The following is a 14,700-nucleotide window of genomic DNA, read 5'->3' as shown; positions in this document are numbered from 1 at the left end:
TGTGACCGTGATGGCCACCAACCCAACCCCCCGGGACCGTATGTTCGTATCACTGTGCAACCAACGCGGCGATAAGTCATCCTCGTGTACTGAGCGCGATCATGACATCGCTGGGCGTCATGCGATGTGGGGTGAATAGCCTTGGCGGAATCCGTCCTCCGACACCGGCGTTCCAGCCGCAACGGCCGGCTGGCCGTGACCGCGGGCGCCGTCGCGCTCGCCGTCGGCGGCGGCACCGTGGGCTACTTCCAGCTGACCGGCGAGGAAGAGGTCTGCACCGGCGCGCCCGTGCAGATCAGCGTCGTGGCCTCACCCGACCACTACCCCATCGTCAACGAGCTCACCGACCAGTGGAACGACGCCGGCCCGGTCGTCGACGGCCACTGCGTCTCCGCCACCGTGCGCGCGATGCCGTCGAGCGCGGTGGCCGCCTCGATCGGCCCAGGTTGGGACGAGGCGCGTGACGGACCCCGGCCCGACGTGTGGGCACCCGACTTCAGCGCCTGGCTCTCACTCGCCGCCGGCCGCCCCGACGCCGCGGCCGTGCTGCCGCAGGAAAAGTCGCCGAGCCTGGCGAGCTCGCCGACGGTCATCGGCATGCAGCGGCCGATGGCGGAGGCGCTGGGCTGGCCCAAGCGCGCGCTCGGGTGGACCGACCTGGTCGGCGCCTTCCAGGGCGGCAAGACCTGGGCCAACTACGGCCACCGCGAGTGGGGCGCGATGCGGCTGGGCATGGCCGACCCGACCCGTTCCGGTGCGGGGTTGGCCTCCGCGATGACCATCATGGATCCGGACAACAACCAGACGCAGACCAACGAAGAGCTGTACATCGCCCTCTCCGCCTCGCAGCTCACCACGACGACCGCGGAAGACCCGGCGGCGCTGCTGCGCAAGTACTCCGACGCGGGCGCGGCCGGCGTCGCCACGCTGCCCGCGGCGATTCCCGTGCTGGAGCGCGAGCTGGCGGAGTACGCGGCCGGCTCGCCGAAGGTGCCGCTGGTGCCCGTCTACCCCAAGGAGGGCGCGGCGTACGCCGACTACCCCTTCGCCGTGCTGCGCGCCCCGTGGGTCGACGAGGTACGCCGGCAGGCGGCCGCGGGGCTGCTCGCCCACCTGCAAAAGCCGGAGAGCCGCCAGGCGTACGAGCGCGCCGGCTTCCGCGACACCGGCCACGCCACCCGCGACACCGGCCTGCTCAACGCCGAGCGCGGCTTCCAGACCACGGTCACCTCGCCGGAACGCACGCCGACCGCGCAGGCCCTCAGCCAGATGCTCGCCGTGTGGGGCGTGCTCCAGCGCTCCAACAACGCGCTGCTGCTCCTCGACGTCTCCGGCTCGATGAACGACCCGGTGCCGGGCACCAACCAGACCCGCCTACAGCTCATCCAGAAGGCCGCGATCGCCGGCGCCGGGCTGCTCAACAACGGCACTGTCATCGGCCTGTGGGCGTTCGCCACGCAGCTGACCCCGACCACCGACTACCGCGAGCTCGTCGCGCCCGGCCCGGCCGGCGGCATCGTCGGCGGCGTCCCACGCCGCCAAGCGGTGGCCGGCGCCGTGCAGACCCTGAAAGCCTCGGGTGGCACTGGCCTCTACGACTCCATCGGCGCGGCCTACGACCGCATGCAGAAGGCGTGGAAGCCCAACGCCCAGAACATGGTCGTGGTCATGACCGACGGCAAGAACGAGGACGAGTCCGGCCTGTCGCTCCAGCAACTGCTCGCCAAACTGAAGACCTCGGCGCGCGCCGACCGCCCCCTGCCGATCCTGGCCATCGCGGTAGGCCCCAAGGCCGACGCGTCGGCGCTGGAGCAGATCACCAAGGTCACCGGCGGCCGCACCTTCGTCGAACGCAACGACGTCAGCGCCATCCAGCAGATCATCCTGGCCTTCGCCGGCAGGGTTTCCTGACGATCTCGAGAGCTTGCCGGGTGTGGCTTGGGGATCGTGGAGGATTCGGGTCGCTATGACGACCTGAATCCTTCACCTAGAACCGTGCCGATCAAGGTCTCGTGGTGTGGTGCCGAGAGCGCTGCCAGCGAGGGGGTAGATCTTGGTATGAAGGTGCCCCTCTGAGGGCCAATTCGTACCAAGATCTGCTCAGCGCCGGCCGGGAGCGGCCGGCGTGGTTTCAGCGGTCGACTTGGGTGAAGTCCCAGGCGTGGGGCTTGCGAGCAACCAGGTCGGCCGGCGGGTCGGGCAGCTGCACCGGGGTGCTGCCCCGCCACTTCGAGACGACCACGACGCGGTGGTCGGTGGAGGAGAAGACCTCGCTGGAGATGTGGAGCGGCTCGACCTCGATCCGTGGCACCGCCGTGTCGCATACCCACGAGATCAGGTCGGCGAACCTGGCCGGCTCGCCGCGTACCTCCCACATCCGGACGATCACGTCGCCGGACACTACACGCTCACGATCGTCAGCGGCATGGCCGAGTCGGCGGGAAGGTCGAGCCGGCTCGGGGCGACGCCGCGCGCGACGAGGTGGGAGCCGAGTGCGGCCACCATGGCGCCGTTGTCGGTGCAGAGCTTGGGGCGTGGTGTGCGCACGGTGATGCCGTGCTTGGCGCAGCGTTCCTCGGCCATCGCGCGCAGCCGCGAGTTTGCCGCCACGCCACCGCCGATCACCAGCGTCTCGATGCCCCGGTCGCGGCAGGCGTCGACGGCCTTGGCGACCAGGACGTCGCAGACCGCTTCCTGGAACGAGGCCGCCACGTCTGCCACCGGCACCGGCTCGCCGAGCCGCTCGCGTGCCTCGACCCACCTCGCCACCGCGGTCTTCAGGCCGGAGAACGAGAAGTCGAACCGGTGCGCGGCCAGGTCCTTCGGCGCGGTGAGCCCGCGCGGGAAGGGGATCGCGCCCGGGTCACCCTCGCGCGCCGCCCGGTCGATCGGCGGTCCGCCCGGGAACGGCATGCCCAGCAGCCGGGCCACCTTGTCGAACGCCTCGCCGGCCGCGTCGTCGATCGTCGCGCCGAGCGGCGTCACGCCGGTGGCCAGGTCGTCGACCTCCAGCAGCGACGAGTGACCGCCGGAGACCAGCAGCGCGATCGCCGGCTCGGGCAGCGGCCCGTGTTCCAGCGTGTCCACCGCCACGTGCGCGGCCAGGTGGTTGACGCCGTAGATGGGCTTCTCGGCCGCCACCGCATACCCCTTGGCGGCGGCGACCCCGACGAGCAGCGCGCCGGCGAGACCGGGGCCGGCGGTCACGGCGATCGCGTCGACGTCGGCGAGCGTGACGCCGGCCTCCTTCAGCGCACGCTCCATTGTGGGCACGATGGCCTCCAGGTGCGCGCGGCTGGCCACCTCGGGCACCACACCGCCGAAGCGCGCATGCTCGTCCACACTGGACGCCAGCGCGTCGGCGAGGAGCGTGTGCCCGCGGACGATCCCCACACCGGTCTCGTCGCAGGAGGTCTCGATTCCCAGTACCAGCGGCTCAGTCATCGTGTCTCATCATCACCAGGGCGTCGGTGTTGCTCGGTTGGTAGTACCCGCGGCGGAGGCCCACCGCCTCGAATCCGTAGTCGCCGTAGAGCTTCTGCGCCGGTCCATTGTCGACGGCGACCTCCAGCAGCACCTTGCGTACGCCGCGCCGCGCCGCCTCGGCCAGCAGCGCCTCCAGCAGCGTGCGCCCGATGCCACGGCGCTGCGCGTCCCGCCGCACAGCGATGTTCTGCACCCAAGCCTCGTCGGGCGGCTGCACGGCGAGCCCGGCGTATCCGAGGACCTCACCCTCGTCGCCGGTCGCGGCGAGGTAGTGGTGGCCGTTGGCCAGCTCGTTCCAGAACATGGCCGCCGACCACTGCTCGGCGCCGAAGAGGTCGGCCTCGATGGCGATCACCTCGTCGATGTGCCACCAGCGGAGCGGCAGGATCTTCATCGCAGGACCGGTTTGCGCCCTGCCGCCGCCACCGCGTCCGGGCGCCGCAGGTAGAGCGGGGTGAGCCGCTCGCCCGGCCCTTTCGCCCGGATCCGCTCGGCCGCCAGCTCGACGAGCGCGGCCGCCGGCGGGTATCGCGGCTCGTCGCGCACCGGGAGGCCGAGCACGTCCGCGTACTTGAGCGCGCCCTCGCCCACCGCGCCGGTCACCCCGAGGCCGGCGACCCGCTCGGCCACGGCGGCCGGCAGGTCGACGTCGGGCTCGGTGACCCGGGCGCCGCGATCGTAGACGGCCCAGTAGATCTCCTTGCGCCGCGCGTCGGTGGCGGCGAGGACGCGGCCGCCGCGGTCCACGCGGCCGAGCGCGTCGAGCGAGCGGCCGGCCTGATCCGCGCGGCCGGCCTGATCCACGCGGCCGAGGGCGTCGAGTGAGCAGACGCCGTACGTGGGGATGTCGAGTGTCTGCCCCATGCTGGCGGCGGTGACGAGCCCGACCCGTAGGCCGGTGAACGGCCCCGGTCCGACGCCGGCCACGATCGCGTCGAGGTCACGGGGGGCGGCGCCGGCCTCGCCGAGCACGGCCTCGACGGCGGGGGCGAGCAGCTCGCCGTGTGCCTTGGCGTCGACGGCCTGCCGCTGCGCGCGCATGACGACGCCGTGGTCGGTCACCTCCGCGAGGGCGGCCGTGACCGCCGGGGTCGACGAGTCCACCACGAGTACAAGCACGATATGCACCCTATCCGGGCCGCCAGGGGCTAGAGGCGGGACCAGTCGATGGGGTCGAGGCCGGCGTCGGCGAGGGCCTTGTTTGTCGCGCTGAAGGGCCGGGTGCCAAGGAAGCCACGCGGGTTCATCGGGCTCGGGTGGCCGGCCTCCAGCACCACGTGCGCCGGGTTGGTCACCAGCTCGGCCTTCTTGCGCGCGTATCCGCCCCAGAGCAGGAACACCACCCGCTCCGCGCGGTCGTTCAGCGCACGGATCGTGGCGTCCGTGAAGTCTTCCCAGCCGCGGTTGGCGTGCGAGCCGGGCTTGCCCTCGCGGACGGTGAGCACCGCGTTGAGCAGCAGCACGCCCTGGGCCGCCCAGCCGGTGAGGTCGCCGGAGCGGGACGGCGGCACGTCGAGGTCGGCGGCGAGCTCCTTGTACACGTTGCGCAGGGAAGGCGGCACCGCGATGCCGGGGCGCACGCTGAAGCTGAGCCCGTGCGCCTGGCCGGGCTTGTGGTACGGGTCCTGGCCCAGGATCAGCACGCGGCAGGCCTCGGGCGCGCAGAGCCGGTACGCCGAGAAGAGGTCCTCCAGCGGCGGGAAGCACGGCCCGGCCTGGAACTCGGCCTCGACGAACGCGGCCAGCTCCGCCATGCGCGCGTCGTCGAGATACGGCTTGACCACCGCCTGCCACGACGACGGCAGCAGGGTCATCAGGTCGAGAGTCACAAGTCCTCCACGCGTGCCGTCCAGTCCCCACCGTGGGGCTCGAGTCGGACCTCGCGGGAGTCGTCGTCGCGGCGGTCGATGCGGACCTGGAGGTGCGCGTCGGACAGCTGCTCCACCACGCCCTCGCCCCACTCCACCACGGTGACCGAGTCGTCCACCGAGGCGTCCAGGTCGAGGTCGTCGATCTCCGCCCGCGGGTCGATCGCAGAGCCTAGCCGGTACGCGTCCGCGTGTACGAGAGCGACGCGGCCGCCCTTGGCCGGATCCGGCCGGTGTACGCGGGCGATGACGAACGTGGGCGAGGTGATGTCGCCGCGCACGCCGAGGCCGGCGCCGATCCCGCGGACCAGCGCGGTCTTGCCGGCGCCGAGCGGGCCGGTGAGCACGACAAGGTCACCGGCGCGGAGCACGGCGCCGAGGCGGCGCCCGAATTCTTCGGTATCGGAGACAGTGGACAGAGTGGTCACGCGGTCAGTTTCTCCAGAAACGCGATGAGCACGGCGTTGACCTCGTCGGCGTGTTCCAGCATCACCACGTGGCCGCTGTCGGGCACCTTCACGAACTCGGCGTCCGGCACGTGTCGCAGGATCTCCTCCGAATGGGTGACCGGCGTGATCATGTCTTTGTCGCCGACGATGACCAGCGCGAGCGCCGACCGCAGCGCCTTGAGCGCCGGGTAGCGGGCGTGCGTGTAGAGGGTGCGCAGGTAGCGCGCGACGGTCTCGGTGGAGGTGCGGGAGTTCATTTCCTCCACATAGGACACCAGGGCGGGGCTGGGCTTGGTGTCGCCGAACCCGTACCTGCGGGTGAGCAGCCAGGCCAGGTCGGACGACGCGTGCCGGGCCCGGTCGATCACGCCGCCGCTGAGCCGGGTGGCGCTGTTGACCAGCGGCATCAGCGGCGAGCCGGCCTTGGCGATCAGCGCGGGCAGCCCGAACTTGGTCTCCTCCAGCCGCCCGCCCGAGGTGGACATCAGCACGGTGGCCACGACCCGGTCGCCGAAGTACTCCGGGTGCTGCTCGGCGAAGGCCATGATGGTCATGCCGCCCATGGAGTGTCCGATCAGCACGATCGGGCCCTCCGGCACGGTCTCGTCGAGCACGGCCTTGAGGGCCTCGCCGAGCGCGGGCAGCTCGTACTCGCCGGACTCCAGCTTGCCGGAGTGGCCGTGTCCGGGCTGGTCGTAGAAGACCATCCGGTAGTCGCCGCGGCGGGTCAGCTCCTTGCGCTGGAAGTGGAACGTGCCCATGTCGAGGCAGAAGCCGTGCACGAAGACGAGGGTCGGCTCCAGCGAGGTCATCGCGCCGGTCACGTCCGCGACGAAGTCGGCGTCGAGCTCGACGCCGTCGGTGGGCTCGACGATCTCCACGTAGAGGTCGGTGCCGTCCGCGGTGGTGACGGTGAGTGCCTCGTCGTATGCGAGGCGACCGAAGTCCTCGTTGGCGTACGGGTCGTCGGGCGCGCGCTTGGAGCGGCGTACCAGGGCGCGCTCGGCCACCACACCGGCCGCCACGCCGACGGCCGCGATACCCACGACGGCGCCGAGCAGCCCAGCCCGTTTGCGCATCGACCGACTGGCAAGACTCATGCGCCCGCTCCGTCGTAGATCCGCGGCACCCGCACCCCGCCGAAACGCGTCACGATCTCGTAGTTGATCGTGCCGACGGCCTCGGCCCAGTCGTCGGCGGTGGGCTCGCCGTTCGCGCCGCTGCCGAATAGCGTCGCCACGTCGCCGGCGGCGACCGGGTCGTCGCCGCAGTCGAGCACCACCTGGTCCATGCAGACCCGCCCGGCGATCCGCCGCACCTTGCCGCCCAGCTCGATGGGGCCCGAGTTGGAGGCGTGGCGGGGGATGCCGTCCGCGTATCCGAGGGGCACGACGGCGAGGGTGGTCTCCCGCTCGGTGAAGTACGTGTGGCCGTACGACACGCCCTGCCCCGCCGGCACCCGCTTGGTGAGCATGACCCGGGCTCGCGCCGTCATCGCCGGCCGCAGACCGTAGCGCTCTCCGATCACCGGCGAGAGGCCGTAGACGGCGATGCCTGGCCGCACCAGGTCGAAGTGGGCGTCGGGGCGGGTAAGGGTGGCGGCCGAGTTGGCGATGTGCTTGTAGGGGGCGTCGACGCCGAGGCGCTCGGCGGTCGCCACGCCCTCCCGGAAGACGTCGAGCTGGCGGTCGATGGTCTCGTGGCCGGGCGCGTCCGCGTACACGAAGTGGCTCCAGATCCCGACGATCTCGATCGATCCGTCGGCCTCGGCCTTCGCGGCGGCTTCGACCAGCGCCGGCCAGTCGGACGGTGTCGCGCCGCCGCGCGCCAGGCCCGTGTCGATTTTCAGGTGTACCCGTGCGGGGCGGCCGGCCGTGCGTGCCGCGTCGATCATCTCGCCGAGCTGGGCGAGGCCGCCGACGCCGAGGTCGACTCCGGCGGTGACCCCTTCGTGCAGGGGCAACCCGGGCGCGAACAGCCAGGCGAGCACCGGTGCGGTGATGCCGGCGCGCCGTAAGGTGAGCGCCTCGTCGAGCGTGCACACGCCGAGCCAGCTCGCGCCCGACTCGAGGGCCGCTCGAGCCACCGGCAGCATGCCGTGCCCGTACGCGTCGGCCTTGACCACCACCATGACCTCGGCGGTCGTGCCGGCACGCAACAGGGCCACGTTGTCGCGGATCGCGTCCAGGTCGACGCGCACTTCGGCCTGCCACATGCGGATCAGCCTACTGGCCCGTCAGCACGTAACATCCTGTACATGCGCCTGTCCGTTGTGGTGCCGTGCTTCAACGAGGAGGCGTCCGTCGAGCGGCTGCACGCCGCGGTCAAGGCCGCCACCGAAGCGCTGCCCGCCGAGATCGAAATCGTCTTCGTCGATGACGGCAGCGACGACGGCACGCTCGTGGCGCTCCGCGGGCTGGCCACGCGGGACGAAACGGTCAAGTACACGTCCTTGAGCCGAAACTTCGGCAAGGAGTCGGCCATGTTGGCCGGTCTCGAGCGGGCCAGTGGCGACGCCATCGTGATCATGGATGCCGATCTCCAGCATCCGCCGCACCTGCTGCCCCGCATGGTCGAGCTCTTCGAGCAGGGTTACGACCAGGTGATCGCCACCCGCGACCGGCGGGGTGACCACTTCTTCCGCTCGTTCGCCTCGCGTGCCTTCTACCGGATGGTCAACCGCCTGGTCGACGTGCAGCTGACCGACGGCGCGGGCGACTTCCGGCTGCTCTCCCGGCGGGCGGTCGACGCGATCCTGTCGCTGCCCGAGTACAACCGCTTCTCCAAGGGCCTCTACTCGTGGATCGGCTTCAACACTGTCGCGTTCGCGTACACGAACGAGGCGCGTCAGGGCGGCCAGAGCAAGTGGACCATCGGCAAGCTGTTCAACTACGCGCTCGACGGGCTGCTGTCGTTCAACAACCGGCCGCTGCGCCTGGCGATCTACGCCGGCATGGCGCTGACGGTGCTGGCCGTGGCGTACATGACATGGGTCGTGATCAGTGCGGTCGCGCGCGGCATCGACATGCCCGGTTACACCACGATCATCGTCAGCGTCATCGGGCTGGGCGGCATCCAGATGACGATCCTCGGGATCATCGGCGAGTACATCGGCCGCCTCTACTACGAGGCCAAGCGGCGGCCGCACTATCTGGCCAAGGAGACCGAGGCCTCGACCATCCGACCACCCAGCGCCCGCCGTCCGTCCTCGGAGTCCACCCGTCCGTAGTCACCCGGTCACTGAGCCTTGACATGCGCGCTTGACCAGGGGCTACGTTCGAGCAATGTGACGTGGACCACACGCGTCGCAGGCACGAAGGGGGGCGCTATGGGAAGCAATGTCGAAACCCACCGCGCGACGATGGAGGCCTTCAACAACCGGGACTGGGCGGCCGCGGCCGGGCCGATGCGGGAGGACGCGATCTACACCGACCATCCGCGCGGCGAGTCGGTGAAGGGCCCGGTCGAGTTGGTCGACTGGATGAAAGAGTGGGCCGCCGGGTTTTCCGACGGGCGGAGCGTCGACCACCGGTTCATCGACGGTGGCGACTACACGGTCTGCCTCTTCCGCGCGCAGGGCACCAACGACGGGCCGATGGGGCCGCTGCCGGCCACCGGGCGCCGGATCGACGTGCCGTTCTGCGAAGTGTTCCACTACGACAGCGACGGCAAGATCGTCTCGGGCGAGATGTTCTACGACGTCATGACGATGATGGTGCAACTGGGCCACGCCGAGCCCATGCCGACCAGCTGACGGACTTTTCGAGGGGGGATACCGGGCTGGGGAGGCTTCGGGGTTAGGGGGAGTCATGAGCAACATCGAGATCAAGACCTTCGACAAGGCGGACGAGACCCGCACATTCGAAGGCCAGGGCTGGGCCGACTTCGTAACCGTCGGCGGCCGGACGGTAGCCAGAGGCCACTTCGAGCCGGGCTGGCGGTGGTCCCGCAACGTCAAGCCGATCGTGGGCGGTGACCTGTGTCAGGTGTCGCACCTCGGCTACTGCCTCGAGGGCCGCATGCGGGTCACCATGGGCGACGGCACCGAGCGGGAGCTGACGCCGGGTGAGGTCGCGGCGATCCCGCCCGGACACGACGCCGAGGTGGTGGGCAGCGAGACCTGCGTGTTCCTCGACTTCGGGGAGATCGCCGAGTACGCACTGCCCAAGTAGCGCTTTCAGAACGAGGCGGGCACCACGTCGCGGAGCGCGGTGGCCACGTCCGGCGCGGTCACCGGGCCGCGCCGGGCGGCCTCCCGTCCGGCCAACCCGTGCAGGTAGGAGGCTGCGACCGCCGCCCGCTCCGGTGACACCCGGGCGGCCAGCAGCGAGCCGAGCAGCCCGGCCAGCACATCGCCGGTGCCGCCGGTGGCCAGTGCCGGCGTGCCGGTCGGGTTGGCCCACGCGTGGCCGGCCGGCGTGGCGACGACCGTGCGGTCGCCCTTGAGCAGCACGACCGCGTTCATCCACGAGGCCAGGCGGAGCGCGGCGCCCACGCGGTCGTCGCCGGGCTCTCCCCCGGCCAGCCGGGCGAACTCACGGTCGTGCGGGGTGACCACGATCGGCGCGTCGCGGCCGCGCAGCTGGTCGGCCATCGAGCCGTCGACGAGCAGCGTCAGCGCGTCGGCGTCGAGCACGACCGGCAGCGAGGTCGCCAGCACGGTACGTAGCTCGGTGGCAGCCGACTCGTCGGTGCCGAGGCCCGAGCCGCACACCCACGCCTGCACCCGCCCGGCGTCGGCCACCCGCTTGGTGGCGATCACGGAAGGGTGGTGGCGAAGCACGTGGCCCGCGGCGCCGCCGGCGTACCGGACCATGCCCGCCGGGCCGGCCAGCGCGCCGCCGACGGAGAGGACAGCCGCGCCCGGATATGTCGCCGAGCCGGTCGCGATGCCCACGACGCCCCGCGTGTACTTCTCCGAGGCGGCGTCCAGGCGCGGCCACCACTCCTCGATGTCCGGCCACTCGGCCACGGCCAGCGCCGCGTCCGCCCGCAGCCAGGGCCCGAGGCCGATGTCGACGAGCTCGACCTCGCCGGCGCACGGCGCGGCCGGCCCCACCACCAGCGCCGGCTTGAGGCAGCCGAACGTGACGGTCACGTCGGCCCGCACCGCCGGCCCGCTCAGCCCGCCGCTGTCGACGTCGACGCCGCTGGGGATGTCGACCGCCACGATCGTCGTACGCCGCGCGGTGAGCAGGCGCACCGCGGCCTCGGCGGCCGGGCGCAGGCCACCCGACCCGCCCAGCCCCACGATGCCGTCGACGGCGAGGTCGACCTCGCGCGGCACCGCGTCGACCACCTGGCCGCCGGCGGCCCGGAGCGCGGCGAGGCCGCCCTCGTGCACCCGCTCGGGCGCCAGCAGCAGCACCGAGACCGCCACTCCGCGGCGGGCCAGGAAGGCGCCGGCGTAGAGGGCGTCGCCGCCGTTGTTGCCGGCGCCGACGAGCAGCAGGACGCGGGAGCCGTACACGCCGCCCCGCTCGGCGAGCAGGAGCGCGCACCGGCGGGCCAGGCCGGCGGCGGCGCGCTGCATGAGCGAGCCCTCCGGCACGGTGCGCATCAGCGCTTCCTCGGCCGCGCGCACGTCGCTGACCCGCCAGGCACGCCTCATGGGGTCGCCACCTCTTCCGCCAACCGCTCCGCTACCACCATGGCGGATGCGATGCCCCCGTCGTGCGACAACGACAGATGCCAGCGGGTGATCCCCCGGTCGGTGGCCACGGCCTTGACCGTGCCGGAGACGGTCAGCCACGGCCGGCCGTCGGGGTCGGTGACGATCTCGCAGTCGTGCCAGCGCAGCCCCACCGGCGCGCCCAGCGCCTTCGCCACCGCCTCCTTGGCCGCGAAGCGGGCGGCGAGCGACTCGGGCGAGCGCGGGTTGCCCGACGCCGTGAACCGCTCGGACTCGGTGAAGAGCCGGTCGGACAGCAGCGGTGTGCGGGCGAGCGCCCTGGTGAACCGTTCTACGAGGACGACGTCGATGCCGACAGCCACGATCACGGGTTAGACCCTATCGGCGGCGGCTCACTCCACAGTGACGGACTTGGCCAGGTTGCGCGGCTGGTCGACATCGTGGCCGCGGGCGGCGGCGATCTCGCAGGCGAGCACCTGGAGCGGCACGGTGGTCACCAGCGGAGCGAGGAGCGTCGGCGTGCGGGGCACCCGGACGAGGTGGTCGGCATAGGGCACGACGGCCTCGTCGCCCTCCTCGGCGATCACGATCGTGCGGGCGCCGCGGGCGCGCACCTCCTGGATGTTGGAGACGATCTTGTCGTGCAGCACGCCGCGGCCGGCCGGCGAGGGCACCACGCACACCACCGGGCAGCCCTCGTCGATCAGCGCGATCGGACCGTGCTTGAGCTCGCCGGCCGCGAAGCCCTCGGCGTGCATGTACGCCAGCTCCTTGAGCTTGAGCGCGCCCTCCAGCGCCACCGGGTAGCCCACGTGGCGGCCGATGAACAGCACGCTCTTGGCCTCGGCGAGCGAACGGGCCAGCTCGCGCACCGGCTCCATCGTGGCGAGGACCTCCTGCACCTTGCCCGGCATCTCCTGTAGCTGGGCGACGACCGCGGCGACCTCGTCGGCGTACTTGATGCCGCGCACCTGGGCCAGGTGGAGCCCGACGAGGTAGCAGGCGACGAGCTGGGTGAGGAACGCCTTCGTCGAGGCGACCGCGATCTCCGGCCCGGCGTGCGTGTAGAGCACGGCGTCGGACTCGCGCGGGATCGTGGAGCCGTTGGTATTGCAGATCGCGAGCACGCGCGCCTTTTGCTCCTTGGCGTGCCGCAGCGCCATCAGCGTGTCCATGGTCTCGCCGGACTGGCTGATCGCCACCACCAGCGTCGACCGGTCGAGCACGGGGTCGCGGTAGCGGAACTCGCTGGCCAGCTCGACCTCGCAGGGGATGCGGGTCCAGTGCTCGATCGCGTACTTGGCGACGAGGCCGGCGTGGTACGACGTGCCGCAGGAGACGATGAAGATCTTGTCGACGTCGCGCAGATCCTGGTCGGTGAGGCGCACCTCGTCGAGGATGATCTCGCCGTTTTCGCGCAGCCGGCCGATGAGCGTGTCGGCGACCGCCTGCGGCTGCTCGGCGATCTCCTTGAGCATGAAGTAGTCGTAGCCGCCCTTTTCCGCGGCAGAGGCATCCCAGTCGATGTGGAAGTCCTTGCCGGTGGCGGGCTGGCCGTCGAAGCTGGTGATCTCGATGCCCTCGGGGGTGATGAGCACGACCTGGTCTTGCCCCAGCTCGACCGCGTCACGGGTGTGCTCGATAAACGCGGACACGTCGCTGGCCAGGTAATTTTCCCCCGCACCGCGGCCCACCACCAGCGGCGAATTGCGCCGGGCGCCGACCACCGCGCCGGGCACGGCCGAGTCGACCGCGAGCAGCGTGAACGCGCCCTCCAGCCGCTGGCACACCCGGCGCATCGCGGCCGCCAGCCCCTCGGCGCTCGGCACGCCCTGGTCGGCCAGCTCGGCGGCGAGCAGGTGGGCGGCGCACTCGGTGTCGGTGTCGCTGGCGAACTCGACGCCGTCTGCCTCCAGCTCGGCGCGGAGCTTGGCGAAGTTTTCGATGATGCCGTTGTGGATCACGGCCACCCGGCCGTCGCGGGACATGTGTGGGTGAGCATTGCGGTCGGTCGGGCCGCCATGGGTGGCCCAGCGGGTGTGGCCGATCGCCGTTGCGCCGTCGCTCATGCCGGCGGTGGGCGCGTCGACCAGGATCTTTTCCAGATTGGCCAGCTTGCCGGCGCGCTTTTCGGTCAGCAGGCGGTCACCGACCACCACGGCGACGCCCGCCGAGTCATACCCGCGGTATTCCAACCGGCGCAGACCGTCCAGCACGATGCCCAGCGCCGGCCGCGCGCCGACGTAGCCCACGATTCCACACATGGCCCGCAGCGTAACCCACTTTCGCTCACGACGCTTGCTCGAAAGGCCCCCTATCGCTCATCCGACATGAGCGTTTGCGGCAATCCGGGGAAGAATCGGACACCGGACTTGCCCCGCGGGGCGATCGTGGAACACCGTGACTCGCCGCAGTCTCTATCCGGGGGGATAACGCTCGATGACCTACCCGCCGCCGCCCTACGAGCAGCAGCCGGGCGCCTACCCGACGCAGCCGGTGCCGCCCCCGCCGACCTCGTCCCCGCCCACCTCGCCCTACCCGACGTACCTCGGCCCACCCACCCCACCGCGCCGGTCCAACCGGCCACTGCTCGCGGTGGTGATCGTGCTGGCCGTGCTGCTGGCCGGCGGCACCGTGACGACGTGTGCGCTGCTGGGAAGGACCCCCGACCCCGGCACCACCGCGGGAGACAACACCCGCGACCCGCAGACGCCACGGGCGGAGCAGACGACGCCGGAAGCCGAGCCCTCGCCGAGCAAAGACGGCGGCTACGGCAGCGGCGCCAAGGTGGTGTACGAGGTCACCGGCGACGGCCCGGTGAGCATCGTCTTTCTCAAGGACGACGGCGTCACACCCGAGCGGGCCAGCGACACCGACCTGCCCTGGCGCAAGGAGCTGACGCTGTCGGAGGACGCCGCGCTGGTCACGGTGACCGCCATCCGCAGCGGCGGCGGCAAGGGCGCCATCGAGTGCCGCATCACGATCGACGGTGAAGAGGTCGCCAAGAAGAAGGCCAGCGGCACCTTCGCCACCGCCACGTGCACCAAGCTGATCCTCTGACAACCTTGAGCTGCCGCGACGTCCGCCGTGGTCCAGACCGCTGCTCCCGCAGCCTCACCCGTCCGCCGCTGGTCACGGTTCCACCTTTGCCTCCGGCGGTAGCTCAAATCTTTGATAGGGGCTTTCCGCGTGCGGGCCGAGGTCACGCCGCCCCGATGGTCGCGGGTCGCACGCGGCGTGGCGGACGGCCCGCCGGACCGCGGCC

At 71.5% G+C, this 14,700-nt stretch carries 16 protein-coding genes; 5 read left to right on the top strand and 11 right to left on the bottom strand.

Annotated elements, in window-relative coordinates:
• Positions 1–141 precede the first annotated feature (141 nt).
• A complete protein-coding gene (locus AC5L36_RS05145; protein WP_441214178.1) occupies positions 142–1,911 on the top strand; it encodes a substrate-binding and VWA domain-containing protein in 1,770 nt (589 codons plus the stop codon).
• A gap of 220 nt (positions 1,912–2,131) precedes the next feature.
• Here AC5L36_RS05145 and AC5L36_RS05140 read toward each other — a convergent pair whose 3' ends face one another.
• The 8 genes from AC5L36_RS05140 to alr are packed head-to-tail and all read right to left on the bottom strand — an operon-like array spanning position 2,132 to position 8,018.
• Positions 2,132–2,389 (bottom strand): hypothetical protein, encoded by a 258-nt coding sequence (locus tag AC5L36_RS05140; protein WP_441214177.1) that lies wholly within the window; start codon positions 2,387–2,389, stop codon positions 2,132–2,134.
• Positions 2,390–2,400: 11 nt separating this feature from the next.
• Positions 2,401–3,444, bottom strand: coding sequence for a tRNA (adenosine(37)-N6)-threonylcarbamoyltransferase complex transferase subunit TsaD (tsaD, locus tag AC5L36_RS05135; RefSeq protein WP_441214176.1), 1,044 nt, complete (start codon positions 3,442–3,444; stop codon positions 2,401–2,403).
• Positions 3,437–3,880, bottom strand: coding sequence for a ribosomal protein S18-alanine N-acetyltransferase (rimI, locus tag AC5L36_RS05130; protein WP_441214175.1), 444 nt, complete (start codon positions 3,878–3,880; stop codon positions 3,437–3,439). The genes tsaD and rimI overlap by 8 nt, the downstream gene beginning before the upstream one ends.
• Positions 3,877–4,605, bottom strand: coding sequence for a tRNA (adenosine(37)-N6)-threonylcarbamoyltransferase complex dimerization subunit type 1 TsaB (gene tsaB / locus AC5L36_RS05125; RefSeq protein WP_441214174.1), 729 nt, complete (start codon positions 4,603–4,605; stop codon positions 3,877–3,879). Before tsaB ends, rimI begins: the two co-directional genes overlap by 4 nt.
• Before the next feature lie 29 nt (positions 4,606–4,634).
• Positions 4,635–5,300 carry a uracil-DNA glycosylase gene (gene ung / locus AC5L36_RS05120; protein WP_441214481.1) on the bottom strand — a complete coding sequence of 222 codons (666 nt, stop codon included), beginning with the start codon at positions 5,298–5,300 and terminating at the stop codon, positions 4,635–4,637.
• Positions 5,301–5,311: 11 nt separating this feature from the next.
• Positions 5,312–5,782, bottom strand: coding sequence for a tRNA (adenosine(37)-N6)-threonylcarbamoyltransferase complex ATPase subunit type 1 TsaE (tsaE, locus tag AC5L36_RS05115; RefSeq protein WP_441214173.1), 471 nt, complete (start codon positions 5,780–5,782; stop codon positions 5,312–5,314).
• A complete protein-coding gene (locus AC5L36_RS05110) occupies positions 5,779–6,903 on the bottom strand; it encodes an alpha/beta fold hydrolase (protein ID WP_441214172.1) in 1,125 nt (374 codons plus the stop codon). Before AC5L36_RS05110 ends, tsaE begins: the two co-directional genes overlap by 4 nt.
• Complete coding sequence (alr, locus tag AC5L36_RS05105; protein WP_441214171.1) at positions 6,900–8,018, bottom strand: alanine racemase; 1,119 nt, start codon at positions 8,016–8,018, stop codon at positions 6,900–6,902. Before alr ends, AC5L36_RS05110 begins: the two co-directional genes overlap by 4 nt.
• A 42-nt stretch (positions 8,019–8,060) precedes the next feature.
• On the opposite strand from alr, the gene AC5L36_RS05100 reads away from it, so the two are divergent.
• The 3 genes from AC5L36_RS05100 (at position 8,061) to AC5L36_RS05090 (ending at position 9,975) form a co-directional block, all read left to right on the top strand.
• Positions 8,061–9,032, top strand: a complete 972-nt coding sequence (locus AC5L36_RS05100; protein WP_441214170.1) for a glycosyltransferase family 2 protein — start codon at positions 8,061–8,063, stop codon at positions 9,030–9,032.
• A gap of 99 nt (positions 9,033–9,131) precedes the next feature.
• Positions 9,132–9,557: an ester cyclase gene (locus AC5L36_RS05095; RefSeq protein ID WP_441214169.1), complete on the top strand. Its 426-nt coding sequence runs from the start codon at positions 9,132–9,134 to the stop codon at positions 9,555–9,557.
• Positions 9,558–9,612: 55 nt separating this feature from the next.
• Entirely contained in the window at positions 9,613–9,975 is a 363-nt protein-coding gene (locus AC5L36_RS05090; protein WP_441214168.1) for a cupin domain-containing protein, read from the top strand.
• 5 nt (positions 9,976–9,980) lie between these two features.
• On the opposite strand, the gene AC5L36_RS05085 is transcribed toward AC5L36_RS05090, so the two are convergent.
• Genes AC5L36_RS05085 through glmS form a run of 3 tightly spaced genes read right to left on the bottom strand, consistent with a single transcriptional unit; the run spans position 9,981 to position 13,699 of the window.
• Complete coding sequence (locus AC5L36_RS05085) at positions 9,981–11,414, bottom strand: NAD(P)H-hydrate dehydratase (protein ID WP_441214167.1); 1,434 nt, start codon at positions 11,412–11,414, stop codon at positions 9,981–9,983.
• Positions 11,411–11,803, bottom strand: a complete 393-nt coding sequence (locus tag AC5L36_RS05080; protein ID WP_441214166.1) for a holo-ACP synthase — start codon at positions 11,801–11,803, stop codon at positions 11,411–11,413. Before AC5L36_RS05080 ends, AC5L36_RS05085 begins: the two co-directional genes overlap by 4 nt.
• 24 nt (positions 11,804–11,827) lie before the next feature.
• Entirely contained in the window at positions 11,828–13,699 is a 1,872-nt protein-coding gene (gene glmS, locus AC5L36_RS05075) for a glutamine--fructose-6-phosphate transaminase (isomerizing) (RefSeq protein WP_441214165.1), read from the bottom strand.
• A gap of 175 nt (positions 13,700–13,874) precedes the next feature.
• Here glmS and AC5L36_RS05070 point away from each other — a divergent pair, with 175 nt between their 5' ends.
• Positions 13,875–14,495 (top strand): MmpS family transport accessory protein, encoded by a 621-nt coding sequence (locus AC5L36_RS05070; protein ID WP_441214164.1) that lies wholly within the window; start codon positions 13,875–13,877, stop codon positions 14,493–14,495.
• Positions 14,496–14,700: the final 205 nt, after the last annotated feature.

The sequence above is a fragment of the Phytohabitans sp. LZ39 genome (assembly GCF_059359075.1).
The sequence above is the reverse complement of the archived record's forward strand: the minus strand, read 5'-3'. Positions and strand labels throughout refer to the sequence as shown.